The following is a 20922-nucleotide window of genomic DNA, read 5'->3' on the forward strand; positions in this document are numbered from 1 at the left end:
CCGCGTAGCGGGTGGTTTAAAGCTGGCCGCTGCGCGGCCAGCGGACTAAAGTCTTGAACCAGAAACGGCGCCGCTCTCGCGACGCCGTCATAATCTTCTGGTGCCCCCGGGCGGATTCGAACCGTCGACACCCGCTTTAGGAGAGCGGTGCTCTATCCCCTGAGCTACGGAGGCATGTTGTACTAGTGTAGCAGATTTACGCCGTTGTAATACAGCGTATAGCCACTCTTCGAAGTTGCAGTGGAACAGCCCTCCGGAAAGTGTGTCCCACTATCCAGGCAAATTCTGGGTCAAACTTTCCCAATGGGACCTCGCTGGAAACTGTGTCCCAGAATTTCGGCTCGAAACGGGACACAGTTTCCCAAACGACCCCGTTCCGGAAACTACATCCCGGAATCGGCGCTCGAACTGGGATGCACTTTCCCGATCGAGCCCCATGGGAAACTGCGTCCCACTTGGGGGGCGCTCTTTAATGACTAGTTACCTTTGTGGAAGAGGTTTTTGATAACGGAGGGGATGCTCTTGGCGCCCTTGGCCGTCACATCGATAAAGTCGGGCGAACGCACAAGCTTATCCTCGTCGACGTACTTGCGGACCGCGCGCAACGTCTCTTTGTCGTCGCGCGTCGAAAACGTAAAGTGACCGTTATCCTTGGTGAAGATGGCAAAACGCGTGATCTTCTTGGTGCCGCGTAAAACCTCGGCGGCAATATAGTCGACCTCGTCCCACGGGATTTGAATATAATCCTCGGGATTGCGCTCGTTGTAATACTCGAACGCCTTATTGCCCACCATCACGTTACCGTGGCTGGTAAGCCCCATCAGGCAGGTTGCCGGCGTTGCCAGATCGACCGTGCTGTTCTGAGATTGCGCCATGCGCACCTCGCCCTCCAAATAAAACAATCGGACCGCATCCAGTGTACCCACCGGGTGCGGTCCGTTTCAATGGCTCAAAAGCCCTTGCCTAGCAATTCTCGGTCTTAAGCCGAAACGTGCTTACATGAAGCCGCAGACGCGACCGATGATGCCGATGGCGAAGAGAGCCAGGATGATGACGATCGGGCTGACCTTCTTCTTGAGGAGCTTGCAGACCAGCAGGGTCAGGCACACGGCGGCAAGGCCGGGGATGAGCTGATCGAGGTTGGCCTGAAGCGTGGTGACCTTCACCTGATCAAGGGCGTTAGCACCGATGGAGTTATACATCGTCAGTGCTTCCTTGACACCCTCAGAACCAGAGGGCAGGTTAGCCCAGTCGATAAAGGCGCCAGCAGACTGCGTGACCTTGGAGACGACCGGGGTGAAGGAGATGGACACCCAGCGCTCGACCAGGGCGCCGATGATGAACATACCCAGGATGGAAGCACCCTCGGTGACCTTGCCCATCAGACCGCCGGAGAGGTCCTTGGCGATGGAGGAGCCGACCTTGTAGCCAAACTCCTGCGTGTACCACAGGAAGGCGTAACGGATGATGTTCCACGCGAAGAAGAACAGCAGCGGACCGGCGATGCTGCCGGACAGGGCCAGGGAAGCGCCCAGAGCACCCAGAATCGGGCGAAGGGTGAACCAGAAGGCGGGGTCGCCGACGCCGGCGAGCGGGCCCATCATACCGACCTTGACGCCCTGAATGGCGACGTCGTCGATCGGAGCACCGTTGGCGCGCTCCTCCTCGAGAGCGAGGGTGACGCCAATGACGGGGGCGGAAACATAGGGATGGGTGTTATAGAACTCCAGGTGGCGCTTAAGAGCGGCAATCTGGTCATCCTTGTTGGTGTAGAGCTTCTTGATCGCAGGGATCATTGCGAAGCACCAGCCGCCGTTCTGCATACGCTCGTAGTTCCACGAGCCCTGAAGGAACTGATGACGGAAGCAAACCTTCTTGCGGTCAGCCTTGGTGAGCTGAATCTTGTTCTCTGCCATATGTATCACTCCCCTCCTACTCGTAATCGTTCAGAATGTCACCGAGCGGGTCACCGGAGCCGCCGCCCATGCCGCCACCCTGCTTGGCCAGATCCTTAAGGCCAAGGTAGATGAGGGCAAGGGAGATGCCGATGAGGCCAAGGGCGATCAGCGTGAGCTGAGGGATGGCAGCAAGGACAAAGCCGAGGATGAAGAACGGCCAGGTCTCCTTGGTGGCCATCATGTTGATGACCATGGCGTAACCGACGGAAGCGACCATGCCGCCGCCGACAGCCATGCCGCCGGACAGCCAGTCGGGCATAGCGTTAAGCGCGTTGGTAACAGCCTCGGCCGGGATGATGCACAGAAGTACTGCCGGGATGGCGATACGAAGGCCCTGCATGAGGATGGCAGCGTACTGCCAGCGCTCGATGCCGGAGAAGTCGCCCTTCTCGGCGCAACCGTCCATGGCGTGAGCGATAGCGGTGGCCAGGGTACGGCAGATCATGGTCAGGAACAGGCCAGCGACCGACAGCGGGACGGCGACGGCGATGGCGGCGGTAACGGCCTTTGCCGAATCGGTAGCGCCACCGTTGAGGGCGAGCACCATGATGATCGAAGAAGCGACCGAGGCCAGAGCGGCGTCAGGCGCGACAGCGGCGCCAACGTTAGCCCAGCCAAGGGCCATCATCTGGAGCGAACCGCCCAGGAGGATGCCCTCCTGAAGGTGACCGGTTACGAGACCGATAAGCGTGCATGCCACGAGCGGCTGATGGAACTGGAACTCATCCAGAATGCCTTCCATACCGGCAAGCAACGCGACAATCGCAACAAGCAGAATAGTGATTGCAGACATGTATCGGACCCTCCTTTACTATGCTTGAGCGGCCAGTTCGGCCTTAGCTTTCTTCAACATGGCGTCGAGATCCTCGGAGGAATCCGAAGGAACCTTGCGGACCTCGAACTTGACGCCCTTGGCCTTGAGGGCCTCGAGAGTCTTGACGTCGTCATCGCCCATAGCGACGGCGTTGGTGACGACGACCTTGCCCTTGGAGTGAGCCATGGAACCGATGTTGACTTCCTTGATGTCGACGCCGGCCTCGATGGCCTTGAGCAGATCCTGCGGGTTCTCGAAGAGCAGCATGGCCTTGGTGTCACCAAAGCGCGTGTCCTTGACGACCTCGGCCATCTTCTTGATGGGCACGACGTTGGCATGGACTCCCGGAGGGGCAGCCTGCTCGATCATGGTCTTGCGGAGCTCGTCGTGAGCAACGCCGTCGGAAACCACGATGATGCGGTTGGGGTTGATCTGCTTGGTCCACGTGGTGGCCACCTGACCATGAAGCAGACGGGTGTCGATACGGACGTGGGCAATCTTGATGTGCCCGTCGCCGATGACCGTTCCCGGAGGAATAGCGCCTGCAGGAGCAGCGGCGGCCGCAGCCGGCTTCTTCTCCTCGGGCTCCAGAGACTCGGGCTTGACGCGCACGCCAGCCTTAGCCTCAGTCACGAGATGTTTTGCGATCGCATGTGCAGTGTTCTTTGCGTCAAAGCGCTGCGAATATGCCTCGATGAGCATAGGCAGGTTGACACCGGTGACGATAGCCCAGGAATCGTGGCCCTCGATGAGTCCGCTGATCTGGTTGAACGGCGTGCCGCCCCACAGATCAACGAGGAAGAGCACCTGCTCCTGGTCCTCGAAGGAAGCGACTGCTTCCTCGACCTTGGCACGGAAATCGTCGGGGCCCATGCTCGGCTCGAGCGAGACCACGGCAACAGACGGCTGATCGCCAAAGACCATCGAGCCCGTCTGCTTGATTCCAGCTGCCAAGTCCCCGTGGCTAGCAAGAACAATACTTACCATCACATAACCTCCTTTTTGTCTACGTATTTCCTACACGACATGAAAGGAGTATACCTGTTTGGATTGTGGAATTATAGCTAAATTCGCAAAAGGTTGCATTATTTGTTTAAACGTCTAAGTTTGTTACAAGTTGATTACGTTGCTGGCTTATAGCTCATTGCCTGCTAAAACGTGATTTGCTGATTGTTTTCAAAGACATATAAAGGTGCACCGTTCGTTAAGACCGCTTTTAGGTGAATCCCAATGCGTCTGCGTGCCACCATTTTGTTTAAACAGGCATGACTTGACTAACCGAAGCAAATATGTTTAGAACTCTAGCTCATGTAGACATTAGATGTTAGGCGATGTGGAGAGGGTTGGCGGCGTCGACGGCATCGGGGGCGTCGGAGAGGCCGTCAGGAGCAGCGTCTGCCGGGTCCTCGTCGGGGGTCTCGATCTGTTTGATCATGACCTCCTGGCCCTGCAGCAGGTATGTTTCACCGCTGCCGCAATGGGGGCAAGTCTTGCCGTGCTCGACCGTCGCGTAGTCGCGGCCGCACGCCTCGCAATGCGTCACGGCCTCGACAGGCTCCACGATAAGCTCCGCGCCCTGCGTGATAGGCTTTTTATCCGCCGCCCAGCGCCAAGCGTCGAGTAGTAGATCGGGGACGACGCCCGAGACCTCGCCCAGCAGCAGCGTGACGCTCGAAACGCGACGCACGCCATGAGCGCGCGCCACATTCTCAACATCGCGAATGATGTGATAGACGATTCCGAGCTCGTGCACTTTTAATTCCTTCCGCCGTTCTACCGAACGGCGGTCGGCTTGACGCTGCGCGAGCCCCAGACGGGCGATCTGCCTTTCAATCGTCGGGCATGGGCAAAAGCCCTATGCCCTCCTCTTTCAAGGCACCTCGCCACGCCTGGGACTCGCTCGCTGTCCAACCGCTCTCTGCGCCGTTCTCCTGCTTGTTGCGTTTCTTACTTCTTCCCGAATTTAATCTTGATGGCGCGCTTGAGCGCGTACTTGCCCAGGCTTGGAAGCTTTTGCTCGTATTTGACCATCGTGGAGCACTCGGGGCGGTCGCGATCCAGATGGATGGCGTCGAACGCGCACTTGGTGGTGCACAGGCCGCAGCCGATGCACTTGTTGGGGTCGACGATCGAGGCGCCGCAGCCCAGGCAACGGGCGGTCTCGGCGCGCACCTGCTCTTCGGTAAAGGTCTCGACGTACTCGCTAAACGGCGCGGCCTTCTCGCGCTCGCGGTCAACGTGGGCAACCTCGCGGCTCGCGTTGTCGTAGCCCTCGAGCACAACGTCGTCGCGGTCGAGCGCGGTGTAGCGGCGCTGGTTGCGGCCGATGGTGAGCGTGGAGCCCGGCTGCACAAAGCGGTGGATGGACACGGCGGCCTCGTGACCGGCAGCGATGGCGTCGATGGCAAAGCTCGGACCGGTGTAGACGTCGCCCCCCACAAAGATGTCGGGCTCGGCGGTCTGGTAGGTCTGGGGATCGGCAAGGACGCCCTGGCCGCGGCCGAGCTCCACCTTGGAGCCAGCTAGCAAGTCGCCCCACACAATGGACTGGCCAATCGACATGACCACGCGGTCGGCGTCGACGCGGCGCAGGTCATTCTCGTCGTACTCGGGCGCAAACCGGCCCTTGTCGTCAAAGACACGCGTGCAGCGCTTGAAGGTGATACCACACACACGGCCGGTCTCGTCCAGATGGACCTCCTTGGGACCCCAACCGCAGCTGATGTGCGCGCCGTCCTCAATGGCCTCGCGACGCTCCTCCTCGCTGGCGGGCATCTGGGCCTCGCTCTCCAAGCAGAACATCTCAACATGCTCGGAGCCCAGACGGCAGGCGTTGCGGGCAACATCGATGGCCACGTTGCCGCCGCCCACCACGATAGTGCGGCCGGACAGGGTATCGATCTTGCCGCTGTTGACCTCGCGCAAAAAGTCGACGGCTACGGTCACGTCCTCGGCATCCTCGCCCGGAATACCGGCGAGGCGGCCACCCTGGCAGCCGATGGCAACATAAAAGGCCTTAAAGCCCTGCGCGCGCAGTTCGTCGAGCGTCACGTCGCGACCGACCTCCACGCCATAGCGGAACTCGGCACCCATCAGGCGAATGACCTCGACCTCGGCCTCGATAACATCCTTCTGCAGCTTAAAGCTGGGAATACCGTAAGTGAGCATACCGCCCGGGCGCTCGTTCTTCTCGAATACGACGGGCTTGTAGCCCTTCTCGGCCAGATAGAAAGCGCAGGACAGACCGGCCGGGCCGGCACCGATGATGACGATCTTCTGGTCGAAGCCGCCGGCACGCGTCGGGGTCACCACAGGCGGGACATAGCGGGTCGCGGCATCCAGATCGCGCTGGGCGATAAACTTCTTGACCTCGTCGATAGCCACGGCGGCGTCCACACGGCCGCGGGTGCAGGCATCCTCACAGCGGCGGTTGCACACACGGCCGCAGATAGCGGGCAGCGGGTTCTCGCGCTTGATGAGCGCCAGCGCCTCGTCATAGCGACCCTGAGCCGCGAGCTTCAAATAGCCCTGAACGGCGACATGCGCGGGGCAGGCCGTCTTGCAGGGAGCGGTGCCGGACTCATGCGTCTCGATGCGGTTGTCGTTGCGGTAGTTGGGCGACCACTTGGTGTGGTCCCACTTGGTGGCATCGGGCAGCTCCTGGCGCGGATACTCGGGCACCTGTCCGCCGGCCTTTTTGCTGCAGAGCTTCTGGCCCAGCTTAGCGGCACCGGCCGGGCACACCTCAACGCAGCGACCGCAGGCCACGCACTTGTCCTTTTCGACCTTGGCGACATAGGCCGAGCGCGACAGGTTGGGCGTGTTGAACAGCTGCGAGGTGCGCAGGGCATAGCACACGTTGACGTTGCAATTGCAGATGGCGAAGATCTTGTTCTCGCCGTCGATGTTGGTGATCTGGTGCACAAAGCCGTTGTCCTCGGCCTGGCGCAGGATGTCGTAAACCTCGTCGCGGGTCACGTAATGGCCACGATCAGTCTCGACCACGTAGTCGGCCATATCGCCCACGGCGATGCACCAATCGGCCGGGTCGTCGGCGCAGCCCTCGCCCATCACGCGACGGCTCGCGCGGCAGCTGCAGGTGCTGGCGGCATACTTACCCTCGTATTTGTCGAGCCAGTGCTCGATATGCTCAATAGGCACCGAGGTGCTCGCGGCGTCGATGGCCTTCTCGACCGGAATGACGTGCATGCCGATACCGGCGCCTCCGGGCGGCACCATCGGCGTGGCCTTGGACAGCGGTCCCTTGGACGCCTGCTCAAAGAACTTGGCATAGACCGGATGCTCCTCGAGCTGGCTCACGCGCATGTTGAGGAACTCGGCAGAACCCGGCACCAGCATGGGCAGCACCCACTGCTTGGCGCGCTCGGGGTTTTCCCAGTTGTACTCGAGCAGACCCGTGTAGCTCATGTCGTCGAGCATCTTCTCGATCTGGGCCTCGGGCATGCCGGTGAGCTTGACCATCTCGGGCAACGTATAGGGACGGCGCATCTTCATCTTGCAGAGCACTTCGGCCTGCTCGTCGGTCGCGGCCTCGGCAAACGACCAGTACTCGTAGCCCAGCAGCTCGTCGCGATGCAGCAGACGGTTGGTGCAGTGCTCGCACAGCTTGACGATGGCCTCGCGCGGATGCTCCGGCAGCGGCGGCACGAACTCCGAACCGATGTCGGGCTCGGTGTAGCTAATCCCCGGTCCGTTGAGAATCATGGTTGTCCCTTCTCTTGCCACAGCCCGGCGAGACCGCGGCGCCCCTCTTTTTTTTGCAGGCCGGGCATGCCCCCATGCCGTTCACCCGCCATTGTTGACATTGTGTCAAAAATAGTATTGACGAACCGTCAACAATATTCAAGACTGTTAGGCGAACGGTCAGGCAAAAGAGGATGAAAGGCGGCAAAACATGGGCAACAACACAGTAGGTACCTCTGTGGTCGATGCCGTCCCCGCATCCGATAGCGCGGCAAAGCGCCTGACGGGCGACGAACGCCGTCGCGAGATCCTCGATGCCGTGCGCACCGTAAGCTCCGAGCTGGGCGTGTCCCACCTATCGGTATCGGCCGTGACCAAGCGAGCCGGCTGCACGCGTTCATTGTTCTACCACTACTTCGCCGACATGGACGCCGCCGTCACCGCTGTTATGGACGAGGCGATCGACGGCTTTATCTCCGAACTCGAGCGGTGGAACGCCGACCGCACCGTCGGTGATATCGAGGGCGCGCTCGACACCGTCGCCCCGCTCTTTAAGCGCCTGGTCGCCAGCGGCCACGAGCTGCCGAGCACGCTTACCTCGAGCAGCGGCGCGCTCTACGGCGGCTTTTTGCACAACGTGGTCCAGCGCGTGGCGCAGTATATCTGCGACACCACCGTAGTGGATTTTGTCGCCCATCATGAGCTACGCATCGACCATGTCTACGAGACGTTCTACACCCTCATCATGGGCCTTTTGATGTATATCCGCACGCACCCCGATGTGCCCGACGAAACGGTCAAGGAAATCATCGCCTCGACACTCCACATCGAGGGCTATACCGCCAAGTATCCGGAGCGCAAGCCCCAGAACTGACGACATTTGGCCAAACTGCCCGCGATCAGAAGAGGGGCCGCGGGCGTGTGAAAAGAGAGCAGCATGCTGTTCGATGTTTGGGGTAGCGATACCCTTATCCACTGGGCCGGCTGGGCCATGGTCTTTATTGGCCTGATCGTGCTCAACGAAGTCGGCCGCCGCACCAAGCTGGGCGCGGCAATCATCTTTGGCGTGGCTCCGCTGGCCATGACCATCTACTGCGTCGCCATCGCCATCGGCGTCTCGCAGGGTGCCGAGTGGGCGCTCACCAACCCCACCCATGTGTACCAGAACAGCTGGTTCCACTACGCCAAGGTATACGCGGCGCTGGCCGGCTGCTGGGGCTTCATTGCCATTAAGTACCAGTGGGGCAAGATCGGCAAGGCACATTGGTTCCGCGCATGGCCGTTTGTGATCGTCGCCATCAACATCATGATTGCCGTCGTATCCGACTTCGAGAGCGCCTATCACTTCTTTGTCCTGGGCGAGTCCACCTGGGTCACCTCCGAAGGTGCTACGCAGCTGGCCGGCTGGAACAACGTGTTCAACGGCATCGCCGGTATCATCAACATCTTCTGCATGACCGGTTGGTGGAGCGTCTACGCCTCCGAGGATCAGACCGATATGCTGTGGCCCGATATGACCTGGGTCTACATCATCGCCTACGATATCTGGAACTTCTGCTACACCTACAACTGCCTGCCCACCCACTCCTGGTTCTGCGGCTTTGCGCTGCTGCTGGCGCCCACCGTCGCCGCCTTTATCTGGAACAAGGGCGGCTGGATCCAGAACCGCGCCTTTACGCTGGCCATTTGGTGCATGTTTGCCCAGGTGTTCCCGTACTTCCAGGAGGAGTCCATCTTTGTGACCCACTCCACGCTCGACCCCGGCGCCGCTACCGCGGTCTCGATCGCCGCACTGGTCGCCAACGTCGCCGCGATCATCTACATCGCCTACCGCGCCAAGAAGCTCGGTCGCAATCCCTACAAGCAGGATGTCTTTGAGGGCACCAGCGATTGGGAGAAGGCCACCGCTCGTCGCGCCAAGGTCGATTACGCTCACGCCGAGTAACATGTTTATTCCGCCCGCATTTGGATGTAGGCAAACTTAGCCGACGCCGCAATCGCGCGTCATGCGCAGCCCCGGAAAGCGATTCGCCCGCTTTCCGGGGCTTTTTGTTGTTGCGCGCATTCACGCACATATTCCATTCACGCACATATTCAAAACCTCTCGCACAGATAAAATCAGATTTCCAGCCGCCTGACGGCCCTATATGGCCCCAATTTTGGGTACAGTGTTGAGCCGATATTGAGCTTGGGGGATATATGAAAGATGAGACGATGGGCCAAGAGGATGCGGCCCAAGATGCAGAAGCGTGTGCCGAGGCCCTGGAGAGCCTAGACCAGATCACACTGGCCGAGATTGCGTTTGACGATTCGAGCGTTGATGTGCAGGATGAGGCACACGAAGGCACCGAGGACGAAGATAGCGATGCCAAAGACGCTCCTGACGAGGCCGAAGCCGAAGAGGACGAAAGCGAGGCCGACGACCAGCCCGAATCCGACACGAGCGAGGAAACCATCTTGCTCGACAGCTTGCCGGCCGAAGATTCGCTGACCCGCGAGCTTCCCGGCCTGGGCTCCGCGCCTGCCGTGGACGAGACCATCGCCATGGGCGATATTCCCCTACCGTCCGTTCCTTCGGCACGCGAAGCCGAGGTTCGTCATCGTAAGATGCCGCCCAAGCGCCGCAACCTGATGGTTGCCGGCGTTGTGGCCGTCGCGCTCGTCGCCGGCGGCGCAGGCTATGCTGCCTGGAACGGATATCAGCAAGAGCAGGCTGCCGCTGTCGCCGCCAGTGCACACACGATGATGTCGGTGCAGATTGGCGTGCATGCCGCAGGGCTCGACTGCTCAACTGGTTCCAAGATTCCCGTGCAGGTGAGCGGCCAGGATTCCGACGGTTCTTCCGTGAGCGAAACGCTCTACGTTGACGAACACGGTCGCGGCATTAAGCTGCTGCCCGGCGACTATACGCTCTCCATCGCTGGGTCCCCCATCGCAGCCGACGGTACCATTTACACCGTGCCGACCACCAAGGCGCAGGTCGCCATTAAGAGCGATGGGCAGGATTTGAGTGCCCAGGCCACCTTTAAGCTCAAGGTGCCTTCGGCCGACACGGTGACTGACGACCAGATCGATGCCGCCGCCAAGTATGCCGAGGAAGGCGGGGTGAACTCCGCCGCGGTCGCAAAGGTGCTCCAGCAGGCGGCAACCGCGCGCCGTGACGCCGCCGTCAACGCCGTGAGCTCCCGCGAGGCACAGGCGGCCCGCGACGCCGATGCTCGACATAAGGCAACGGACCTGTATCAGCTCGATATTCCCGTTGAGTGGTACGGCAAAGTCGCGACTTGGCAAAACGGCAGCACGCTGTGCATTTATCTGGACGGCGACACCAACACACCGCTCGTGACGCTCGTCGCGGTGCGCGAGGGCGAGAGCTTTACGCCCGATGAGGGCGACGCGGTTTTGGGTGCCGCAAACCTCGGCAACGGCTACACCGTCTACGCCAGCGGCCCCGTCTATCCGTACGTAGTGCCCCAGACCATCAACGGACGGACGCAAGACCCCGTGTCGACCTACCCCATGGATACGGCGATTGAGCTTGTCGAGCTCACGACCGGCAACCGCTACACCTATAGCCAGATCAAGAACGTGCTGGTCGGCAAAGACGGCAAGGCCGACGCCGCCACCAAGCTCGAATGCGACTACCTCGCCCAGATTCTGATGCCGAGCATCAAAGCCCAAGACTAGCCGGGCGCATCATGGTGCTCCCCAACCGTGATAAAGGGGCCAGGAGGTCCTGGCCCCACAGATCCGTAGATGATTAGGCAAGGAGCCACTTCCATGCGGGCACAACGTGTACCGCACCGTGCTCGCATGGAATATCGGCCTGCTCATCCATGGTAACGATTGCCGACTCGCCAAGATCGAACTGGGCCATCGAGGCATCAAGCGCGGCAATTTCGCGCTCGCGCGTTTTCTCACTTGCCATATCCACACTCACCTGAATCAGGCTATAAGCCCGCATGAGAAGTGCGTCCCCAGCCACAAAGTCCACCTCATGGCTTTTGCTCTTCTCTTTGATCAGCAGGCGGCAGACCGAGCCGGTCCTCACCGCGGGAGTCCTTCTTCTTAGCGCATTGAACACTGCGGTCTCGAGCCTCTGGCCCTGGTCCAATGCCGATGCGGGAGAGAATGCTCCAAACATCGCAGGGTCGACAGCGTAGACCTTAGACGCAGACCGCATGTTATTTGCCAATGAACGCGTGAACTCCGGCACAGAAAATAACAGGTAGGCATCCTCATAATACTCAAGTAAATCGCTGAGCGAATTACGACTGACGGGTATCTGTCTGCTCTTGAACTCGTTGTACACTTTGTTCACTGACAGCTCTCGTCCCGAAGATGCCATACACCGCGTCAAGAACAGCGATGCCAGGCGAGGGTTCTTGACGTCGTAACGCTCAATGACGTCCATAGCGACCGTTCGCGAAGCATATTCCTGTAGCAGCTGAATCGCGTCTGCGGGCGTCTGCTCAAGTGTCGCGATGAATCCCCCTCGTTCAAGATATCCGATCAGATGATGTCGAAGCAGCGCTGCATCGCTTGGGGAAAAGGTCGCATCTGGCTCGAAAACGTTCCCCGTCTTATATCGAACGTATTCCGAAAAACTCAACGGAAAAAGCTCCCGTATAAGAGAACGACCCCTGAACTCGCTCTTAAGCTCTGAGGACAGCATCTTAGAAGAAGATCCCGTCACATAGACGGTCGCTTTCTCCGTATCGACTACACGCCGCAGAAACGCACCCCATTCGGGAATTTCCTGGATCTCGTCAAAGAAAATGTAAGCGCCCTCGGTTCGAGCAGCAGGATACAGCGCATAGAACGTGTCGAGCACGTCCGCCAGCAGCGATGACTCATACGGGCGCAAGCGCTCGTCTTCAAAATTAAAGTAAAGCATCCGGTCAAGCTCGACGCCCCGGCCCTGAAGCCGCTGCATCTCCTGATACAGGCGATACGTCTTTCCACAACGGCGGGCCCCCACAACCACATTTACGATGTTGTCGCGCTTTGGCTCCTGTGGGTTTCCCAGATCAAGGTCTCGCTCAAAGACCTGCGGAACCCCCTGCTGTTCAAAGTCCTTTATTTTCTGGGCGATCAAGTCGTTGAATGCCATGATTCTCCAATCTTGCTCTCTAGCTAATCAAAATTATACTGATTCTTGATTAGCTAGAGAGCAAGATTGTGTGTAGTTTGATTAGCACTTAAGCAAGTTTTATCACCGTTATTGCTCCGAAGGATATCGAGTGGCTAAGAGGACAACCGAGCTCGAATGCGACTCCCCGAGCAGTCAATTTGGGACGGGGCTTTTTTGACTACCCTCCCCTGCAGAAAAATCCCTAACGCAGTTGCGGTGAAATAGGGACTGTTTTTGCTGGTCAAACTGCAAACAGTCCCTATTTCACCGCAACTTATTGGTGGCCTTTTGGGTGGCACTCAGCGCCACGGATCGGCTTCGAACATCGGCTCACGCTCGGGGCGGCGATCGCTGTAGGGATCGTAGCCGTCATCGTCCTCGTTCTCGGCGCGAATGTAGGGATCGCGCGGCTTGGGCGCCGGCTTAGGTGCAGGCTTGGGTGCGGCGGGTGCAGCATCGGTCGCCGACGTGTTCGTCTTGTTCTTGTCTATCATCTGCATATCTCCTTGCCATGCAATCGTGCTCGACATCATCGATTGTCGCACGAAAAAGGGCGGCGGACCCAATTGGATCCGCCGCCCTTGGCGTTTAGAAACGGCTGGCAGATTTTAAGGCATGTCCCAAAAATCTACTCGGCATCGGGGACCTCGTAGGTGGCCGCCGGCGTGTTATCGCACACGACGGTAAAGCCGCCGTCCTTATCGACATCGACCGTCACCTGATCGCCCTCGCGCACCGTGCCGTCGATGATGGCGGCGGCGATGGCGTCCACGACCTCGCGCTGGACCAGACGCTTGAGCGGACGGGCGCCAAAGACCGGGTCCAGGCCGCCCACGGCGAGCATCTGCTTGGCCGCCGGGGTGATGGCAAGCGTCATGCGCTCCTTGGCCAGACGCGCGCGGACGTCGGCAAGCTGGATGTCGACGATGTTCTCGATCTGCGCCATGCCGAGCGGATGGAACACCACGATGTCGTCGATACGGTTGAGGAACTCGGGGCGGAAGGTCTGAGCCATGGCAGCGTCGACCTGATGGCGCATCTCCTCCTCGTCCTTACCGGACAGATCGGCGATGGCTTTGGAGCCCACGTTGGACGTCATGATGATAATCGTGTTCTTGAAGGACACCTGGCGACCCTGGCCATCGGTCAGACGGCCGTCGTCGAGCACCTGCAACAGCACGTTAAAGACATCCGGATGGGCCTTCTCCATCTCGTCGAGCAAGATCACGGAGTAGGGACGACGGCGCACGGCCTCGGTGAGCTGGCCGCCCTCGTCGTAACCCACGTATCCCGGGGGCGCACCGATCAGACGCTGGACGCTGAACTTCTCCATGTACTCGGACATATCGATACGCACGAGCGCGCGCTCGTCGTCGAACAGGCACTCGGCAAGCGCCTTGGCGAGCTCGGTCTTGCCCACGCCAGTGGGGCCCAGGAAGAAGAAGCTGCCGATGGGCTTGTCCGGATCGGAGAGGCCCGCACGGCTGCGACGCACAGCCGCGGCGACGGCGGAGACGGCCTCGTCCTGACCGATGACGCGCTTATGCAGCTCGCCCTCCAGGCCCTTCAGCTTGTCGAGCTCGCCCTGCATCATCTTGGACACGGGCACGCCGGTCCAGGCACTCACGACCTCGGCGATCTCGTCGGAGGTCACCTGCTCGTTGAGGCCCTCGCCGTCCTGCTGCTTTTGTGCCTCGAGCGCAGCCTCGGAATCCTGAATCTGCTGCTGCAGGCCCGGAATCACGGAGAAGCGCAGCTCGGACGCACGGCCCAGGTCGCCGTTGCGCGTTGCACGCTCCTCTTCGCTCTTGGCCTCGTCAAGCTGGCCCTTAAGCTCCTGCACGTGGTCGATGGCGTTCTTTTGGTTGAGCCAGCCGGCCTTTTGCACGTTGAGCTTTTCCTGGACCTCGGCGATCTCCTGACGTAGGGCCTCCAGACGCTCCTTGGAGGCGTCATCGGTCTCCTTCATGAGTGCCTGCTCCTCGATCTGCAGCTGGGTGAGCTGACGCGTGGTGGCGTCGATCTCGACCGGCATGCTGTCGAGCTCCATGCGCAGGCGGCTTGCGGCCTCATCGACCAGGTCGATGGCCTTGTCGGGCAGGAAACGGTCGGCGATGTAGCGATCGGAGAGGTCGGCAGCCGCCACGAGCGCGCTATCGGTGATATGCACGCCGTGGAAGATCTCGTACTTCTCCTTGAGGCCACGCAGGATCGAGATGGTGTCCTCGACGGTAGGCTCGCTCACCATAACGGTCTGGAAACGACGCGCGAGCGCCGCGTCCTTCTCGATGTACTTGCGGTACTCGTCAAGCGTGGTCGCGCCGATCGCGTGCAGGTCGCCACGGGCGAGTGCGGGCTTCAGGATGTTGCCGGCGTCCATGGAGCCCTCGGTGGCACCCGCGCCCACGATGGTGTGGAGCTCATCGATGAACAGGATGACCTTGCCCTCGGACTTCTGTACCTCCTTGAGCACGGCCTTCAAGCGGTCCTCGAACTCACCACGGTACTTGGCACCGGCGACCAGCGCGCTCATGTCGAGCTCGATGAGGTCGCGGTCGCGCAGCGTGCTCGGCACGTCGCCGGCCACGATACGCTGGGCGATGCCCTCGACGATGGCCGTCTTGCCGACGCCCGGCTCACCGATGAGCACGGGGTTGTTCTTGGTGCGACGGGACAGGACCTGGATGGTACGACGAATCTCGTCGGTACGGCCGATGACAGGGTCGAGCTTGCCGGCGCGGGCAAGGTCGCAGATATTGCGGCCGTACTGTTCCAGTGCCTCAAACTGGGTCTTGTCCTCGGCAGACGTCACGCGGTCATCGCCACGCAGCTCCTCGTAGACCTGCTCGATGCGCTCCTTGGTCACGCCGGCATCGCGCAGCATACGGCCCGCCTCGCCCTTGTCCTCGGCAAGTGCCATCAGCAGATGCTCGGTCACCACAAAGCTGTCGCCCATCTTGGTGGCCTTCTTTTCGGCCTTTTCGATGACGCGGACGAGCTCGTTGGACAGGCCCATCTGCTGGCCCTCGCCCGAAACCTTGGGCGCGTGGTCGATGGCATCTTGTGTGGAGCGTGCGAGCTGGGCCGGGTCGGCACCGATGCGCTCGATGATCACGGAGATATTGCGCTCGCCGGCACCAAGCAGGGCGGACAGCAGGTGAATCGGCTCCACCGCACCGGCCTGCGCGTCGGCAGCCGTGCTCATGGCGGTCTGCAACGCCTCGCGCGACGTCATTGCTAGCTTATCGATTCTCATGGAATCACCTCTCTTGGGGCGGCCGCCCTACGGGGCGGCTTCACGTTGTTCGAGAAGTATTGTTGCCAGCTTCGCTCGATCTTATACACAAATCTAAGTCTCTATATATAAGATTTTCTGAGTGATTGAGAGATAGGGAGCAGGCAAGCTCGCCCGCTGTGGCCTCGTCCCCTTACTATCTCAATCTGTAACATCTAGCGACTGTTTATGGCTCCAGATGTTACAAATCAAGATGAAATGGCCAACGGCGCCCGTTTGTCTCAATCTGTAACATCTACTCGGCAAATAGAGCTCCATCTGTTACAAATCGAGACGAACAGAAGACGCCCGAATCGAAAATCTAAATCTGTAACACCAAGCCCACTTTTAGCGGCCAAGATGTTACAGATCGAGACAGACCGAAAACCACCACAAAGAGGACAGGCACCTTTGTGGTGGTCGCGGTCTCTACTCCTTCGCCGAACCCGTACTTCCCGATTCGACGGTCCAGGGCATCTCATCCTCGAACAGCCATGTACGGGCAGACCCACTATCGCGTGCAGTCTGCGGGTCAGGCAAGCAGGTCTGTTTATAGGCATCTTGGATACACTGACCCATAAAATCGTTGAGCTCGGTCTGGTCGCCCTCCATGACATAGGCGACATCGCCGTCCATGATGTAGATGCCCGGACCCTCATTGCCCTCGTAGCCCGGATCGTACGAGACATCACATAACTTTGCGCCGTTTGCAGTGTCCAGCTCGATGGAAGAGTGGCATCCGCCAACCATGTCGTTCGCTTTTGCCCGATAGGACGCATATCCGCACCAACGCTTAAATGTTTTGCCCTTGAGTAGCTCGGACGTCCTATCGATCAGGCTTGTATCCGTGGTATAGCGCATGGCCCCAAGCTGAATATGTGGATAATTACTAATGCCAAGCGCAGCCGGTTGCTCATCAAAATCAACGGTAATGGTCTCAGGCTTGTCGTCGCCGGTCAGAAGTTCGACAGATTGAATCACAGGCTTGACCACCGGCTCCGTCACCGCAGCAGGCAGAAACGCCATGCCGACAGCGCCCATGCCAACCACGGTGATCGCAAGCGCCAAAACAATCAATCCAATACGGGCAAAACGGCTCACGGCAAAACACCCCACAATGCAAACCTTCGCCACCTGCACTAATGATACCGCCAGCCAGCACTATTACCAAAAGGAGCCGCGCGCTCCTCACCACCACAAGGGGGACAGGCACCTTTGTGGTGGTTTTCGACGCTAACGGTCGACCATCTCGCGCCATGAGATTAAACTTAATTTGTTATCTGAATTTATCTATTTCTATCTATCCTCAACAGCTTTTTGTTTCGGGGAGATCATATGAAGCCGTCTCATTCCACCGGTCGCAACGTCATCGCCATTCTCGCCGTACCCATCGTGATGCTCTTCCTTATCGTCATCACGCCCTTTTCTCTCGGTATCGCCTCGCCCTTCGATTTGTGCGGGATGGTCGACGCCGGCTCGCGTGCCACCTCGCTCTCCTTTGTCTGCCGTGGCGTGTTCTACGAATATGCAATTCCCACCGGAAGTTGGCAGTCCAAGTTACCGTTGCTCGGCAAGGTCGACGGATGCTCCCCCTATTTCTGCCTTGAACCTCAGGCGCTAAACTATCTAATCGACGACCAGCCACTCGACTCCATCACCCTCGCCTACGACTACGCACCAAACACCGATGAGCGCCACATGAACCAAGTCCTCGACAAGATGCTTGGACAGTGCGGGCTCACCGAGGAGACCGGTCGAACCATCTATAGCAACCAGAAATTAAAGCGAACAGAACTCCGCCGTGTCGGAAAAATCAAAGGGCGAAACGGGGCCGCCTACTGGGATGCCTGGGCAACACGCGACAAGGGCGAATTCGGACACAGCACCTATATGGTCACTGTCTACACCAAAGACGGAATTAAGGACAATGTTGACGATTTCGCGTCATCCAAACTCGGCATCCCCAAAACAACCAAACCCGCCAGCCCGGATGAAATTCTGTAGAGACGCTCATTAGAATGTCGTTCAACGAGCACGGCAACATCGAGCTCGCCCCCACCACCACAAAGGGGACAGGAGCCTTTGTGATGATCTTCGGCCCCGGCGTTCACCATCTCGATCTGTAACATCTAGCTGCCGTTTTGGACCTCAGATGTTACAGATCGAGACGAAATGTTCAGCAGTTCCCGTTTATCTAAATCTGTAATAACTACTCGGCAAATAAGGGTCTACCTGTTACAGAACGAGACAAACCGCGGACCACCACAAAGGCGCCTGCCCCTTCGTGGTGGTTTTCGACAAAAAGAAGCCGCCCCATTAACAGAGGCGGCATCAAGCAAGTCTATTTATTAGCGTCCCTCAAGACCCAACGAAAACGTCGCGGTAGCCCCGGCCACACCTTTCCCTCGGGCGACCCTCGCGAAGCGCGTGAGCACGAGGGAAAGGTGTGGCCGGGGCGTACAGCAGGGTTACTCGGCAGCGGCCTTGAACTTGTTGTAGTTGATCAGGCAGCCAGCCTTGACGATGGCACGCTCCTCTGCCGTCATATCGGCAATGTAGAGCTCAATCTGCTCGACCGCACCATCGGCGCGCACCACGTAGGCGGCGATGCCCTTCAGGTCGCCATCGAGCGCGGCGCGGATACCCGGCACAAAGACGTAATCGCCCACCTCAAAGTTGGGCTCGGCCTCCATCTGGAAGGGCACCATACCCCAGTTCATCACGTTGGAGCGATAGCGCTTGGTGGCGTACTCGTGGACGATGTTGGCCAGACCGCCAATTACGCGCTGGCAGCTCGCAGCCTGCTCGCGGGCAGAACCGTCACCGGGCTTCTTGGCATAGAGCATGGAGCCGTACTCAGTCGCCTTGGCATCAGCAGCGACACCCGCGCCGGCCAGCGCCTCAAACACGCCGGCAAGCTCGGCATCGAGTGCGGCCAAGTCGCCTGCTGCCTCGCCGGCAACGCGGCGCTTCTCCACGGCGTCGACCTCCTTGGAACGGCCCACGTAGGCCGGGTCGCGGCGGCTCAGCGTAAACTCAGCCAAGCCCAGCGGGTTGGAGCGGAAGGAGCTCGTCTCGCCCGAAGGAATGAGCTCGTCAGTCGTGGTGACCGGGTCCATGATCTTGGAGCACACCTTGAGCAGGATATCGTCGCCGAGGGGCTCCATCGCGGGCCACGGCTTAATGTTGGGACCCTCAACCAGTTCATCGGCAGGCTCCGCCTTGCCAAAGCCCCAGTACACGCGCTTTTTGTACGGCGCGTCGTCAAAGGTGTACTCGCAGGCCTCGTCCCAAGTCTCCTCGGGCAGGTCGGTCGCCGGCGTCAGGACGCCGCCGTTGGCAGCCGTCGCCGCAATGGAGCGGGCGTCCATCAGGGCCACGGCGCTCAGCTGGCCATTACCCGGCTTGGAACCCTCGCGGTTGGGGAAGTTGCGCGTGGTGTGGCGGATGGACAAGCCGTTGTTGGCAGGCGTGTCGCCGGCGCCAAAGCACGGGCCGCAGAACGCCGTGCGCACGATCGCGCCGGCCTCCATAAGGTCGTAGATGTAGCCGCGGCGCGTGAGCTCGAGCGCCACGGGCTGGCTTGTGGGATAGACCGACAGCGAAAACTCGCCGCAGCCGGTGTTGGCGCCCTTGAGCACGCGGGCAGCCTGGACCACGGAGTCGTAGTTGCCACCCGAGCAGCCGGCGATAACGCCCTGCTGCACGTGCAGCTTGCCGTCGACGATCTTGTCGAGCAGGCTAAAGTGCGTCTTGCCCTCGCCGATCTTGGCAGCCTCGAGCTCCACCTCGTGCAGGATGTCCTCGAGGTTCTCGTTGAGCTCGTCGATCTCAAAGCCGTTGGAAGGATGGAATGGCAGCGCGATCATGGGCTTGATGCTCGACAGGTCGACCTCGACGCAGCCGTCGTAGTAGGCGACATCGGCGGGCTTGAGCTCGCGGTAGTCGTCGCCGCGGCCGTGCATGGTCAAAAACGCGTGCGTGTCCTCGTCGGTAGCCCAGATGCTCGACAGGCAGGTGGTCTCGGTGGTCATGACGTCAACGCCGTTGCGGTAATCGGTCGTCATGCTCGCGATGCCCGGGCCCACAAACTCCATGACCTTGTTCTTAACATAGCCCTTGGCAAAGACGGCTCGGATGATGGCGAGCGCCACGTCGTGCGGGCCGACGCCGGGGCGCGGGGCACCCGTGAGGTAGATGGCGACGACGCCGGGATAGGCGACGTCGTAGGTGTCGCGCAGCAGCTGTTTGGCCAACTCGCCGCCGCCCTCGCCCACGGCCATGGTGCCCAGGGCGCCGTAGCGGGTGTGCGAGTCGGAACCCAGGATCATCTTGCCGCAACCGGCGAAGTTCTCACGCATAAAGGAGTGGATGACGGCGATGTGCGGCGGGACGAAGATGCCGCCGTACTTCTTGGCCGCGGAAAGGCCAAAGACGTGGTCGTCCTCGTTGATGGTGCCGCCCACGGCGCACAGCGAGTTATGGCAGTTGGTGAGCACGTAGGGCAGCGGGAACTGCTCCATGCCCGAGGCGCGCGCCGTCTGGATGATGCCGACAAAGGTGATGTCGTGGCTCGCCATGGCGTCGAAGCGAATCTTGAGCGCCTCGGGGTCGCCGGACGTGTTGTGTGCCTGAAGGATCGAATACGCGATGGTGCCACGCTTGGCATCCTCGGGCGTCTTCGTAATGCCGCGCTCAGCAGCCTCGGCCGCAGGCACGACCTCGCTGCCGCCGCGCAGGTAGATGCCGTCCTCGTACAGCTTGACCATACTGTCTCCCACTCTGCCCAAAAGATTTGGGCGCATAGCATACATTCGTTCAATATCGTGCCATAGAACGGTTGCCAGCGGGTTACGAATCTGCGCGTTCACTTTATCTCGGTAAAGCACAGGACGAGCCCAGTGTAGGGCCGGCAGATTTGGCGCAAGAGTGTCCCTTTCGACTAGTCATTTAAGAACGTCCCCAATGACTACCCATAACAACGCCGATGTTTTGGCGCGAACAGACACTATGACCCAATCCGAGGGCACTAAAAAGA

General features: G+C 59.8%; 15 protein-coding genes and 1 tRNA gene. 4 read left to right on the forward strand and 12 right to left on the reverse strand.

Annotation, left to right across the window (positions count from 1 at the left end; genetic code table 11):
* Positions 1-98: 98 nt before the first annotated feature.
* The 7 genes from PGW49_RS09465 to PGW49_RS09495 all read right to left on the reverse strand — a co-directional run bounded on the left by PGW49_RS09465 (position 99) and on the right by PGW49_RS09495 (position 7497).
* Positions 99-174, reverse strand: a tRNA-Arg gene (locus tag PGW49_RS09465).
* Positions 175-476: 302 nt separating this feature from the next.
* Positions 477-875, reverse strand: a complete 399-nt coding sequence (locus tag PGW49_RS09470) for a DUF956 family protein (protein ID WP_006235193.1) — start codon at positions 873-875, stop codon at positions 477-479.
* 120 nt (positions 876-995) lie between these two features.
* Positions 996-1916 carry a PTS system mannose/fructose/sorbose family transporter subunit IID gene (locus PGW49_RS09475; protein WP_195364104.1) on the reverse strand — a complete coding sequence of 307 codons (921 nt, stop codon included), beginning with the start codon at positions 1914-1916 and terminating at the stop codon, positions 996-998.
* 16 nt (positions 1917-1932) lie between these two features.
* Positions 1933-2751, reverse strand: a complete 819-nt coding sequence (locus PGW49_RS09480; protein ID WP_055285302.1) for a PTS mannose/fructose/sorbose transporter subunit IIC — start codon at positions 2749-2751, stop codon at positions 1933-1935.
* A gap of 18 nt (positions 2752-2769) precedes the next feature.
* Positions 2770-3759: a PTS sugar transporter subunit IIB gene (locus PGW49_RS09485; protein WP_148332486.1), complete on the reverse strand. Its 990-nt coding sequence runs from the start codon at positions 3757-3759 to the stop codon at positions 2770-2772.
* Between the two features lie 337 nt (positions 3760-4096).
* Positions 4097-4525, reverse strand: a complete 429-nt coding sequence (locus PGW49_RS09490; protein ID WP_161145395.1) for a hydrogenase maturation nickel metallochaperone HypA/HybF — start codon at positions 4523-4525, stop codon at positions 4097-4099.
* Positions 4526-4719: 194 nt separating this feature from the next.
* Complete coding sequence (locus PGW49_RS09495; RefSeq protein ID WP_270226343.1) at positions 4720-7497, reverse strand: FAD-dependent oxidoreductase; 2778 nt, start codon at positions 7495-7497, stop codon at positions 4720-4722.
* Between the two features lie 190 nt (positions 7498-7687).
* On the opposite strand from PGW49_RS09495, the gene PGW49_RS09500 reads away from it, so the two are divergent.
* The 3 genes from PGW49_RS09500 (at position 7688) to PGW49_RS09510 (ending at position 11163) form a co-directional block, all read left to right on the forward strand.
* On the forward strand, positions 7688-8350 hold the full coding sequence (locus tag PGW49_RS09500) for a TetR/AcrR family transcriptional regulator (RefSeq protein WP_270226344.1): 663 nt from the start codon (positions 7688-7690) through the stop codon (positions 8348-8350).
* 63 nt (positions 8351-8413) lie between these two features.
* A complete protein-coding gene (locus PGW49_RS09505; RefSeq protein ID WP_195544659.1) occupies positions 8414-9421 on the forward strand; it encodes a DUF5692 family protein in 1008 nt (335 codons plus the stop codon).
* 254 nt (positions 9422-9675) lie between these two features.
* On the forward strand, positions 9676-11163 hold the full coding sequence (locus PGW49_RS09510) for a hypothetical protein (protein WP_270226345.1): 1488 nt from the start codon (positions 9676-9678) through the stop codon (positions 11161-11163).
* A gap of 73 nt (positions 11164-11236) precedes the next feature.
* On the opposite strand, the gene PGW49_RS09515 is transcribed toward PGW49_RS09510, so the two are convergent.
* From PGW49_RS09515 to PGW49_RS09530, 4 genes are all read right to left on the reverse strand, one after another.
* On the reverse strand, positions 11237-12589 hold the full coding sequence (locus PGW49_RS09515; protein ID WP_270226346.1) for an ATP-binding protein: 1353 nt from the start codon (positions 12587-12589) through the stop codon (positions 11237-11239).
* Between the two features lie 320 nt (positions 12590-12909).
* Positions 12910-13104, reverse strand: a complete 195-nt coding sequence (locus tag PGW49_RS09520; RefSeq protein WP_229055616.1) for a hypothetical protein — start codon at positions 13102-13104, stop codon at positions 12910-12912.
* A 134-nt stretch (positions 13105-13238) separates the two neighbouring features.
* Entirely contained in the window at positions 13239-15866 is a 2628-nt protein-coding gene (clpB, locus tag PGW49_RS09525; protein WP_270226348.1) for an ATP-dependent chaperone ClpB, read from the reverse strand.
* 447 nt (positions 15867-16313) lie between these two features.
* Positions 16314-16985 carry a hypothetical protein gene (locus tag PGW49_RS09530; RefSeq protein ID WP_270226349.1) on the reverse strand — a complete coding sequence of 224 codons (672 nt, stop codon included), beginning with the start codon at positions 16983-16985 and terminating at the stop codon, positions 16314-16316.
* A gap of 234 nt (positions 16986-17219) precedes the next feature.
* On the opposite strand from PGW49_RS09530, the gene PGW49_RS09535 reads away from it, so the two are divergent.
* Entirely contained in the window at positions 17220-17888 is a 669-nt protein-coding gene (locus PGW49_RS09535) for a hypothetical protein (RefSeq protein ID WP_270226350.1), read from the forward strand.
* A gap of 464 nt (positions 17889-18352) precedes the next feature.
* On the opposite strand, the gene PGW49_RS09540 is transcribed toward PGW49_RS09535, so the two are convergent.
* Positions 18353-20653 carry a hydratase gene (locus tag PGW49_RS09540; protein ID WP_270226351.1) on the reverse strand — a complete coding sequence of 767 codons (2301 nt, stop codon included), beginning with the start codon at positions 20651-20653 and terminating at the stop codon, positions 18353-18355.
* Between the last annotated feature and the right edge of the window lie 269 nt (positions 20654-20922).

It is taken from the genome of Collinsella aerofaciens, from assembly GCF_027679495.1.
In the GTDB taxonomy this organism is placed as follows: Bacteria; Actinomycetota; Coriobacteriia; order Coriobacteriales; family Coriobacteriaceae; genus Collinsella; species Collinsella aerofaciens_AK.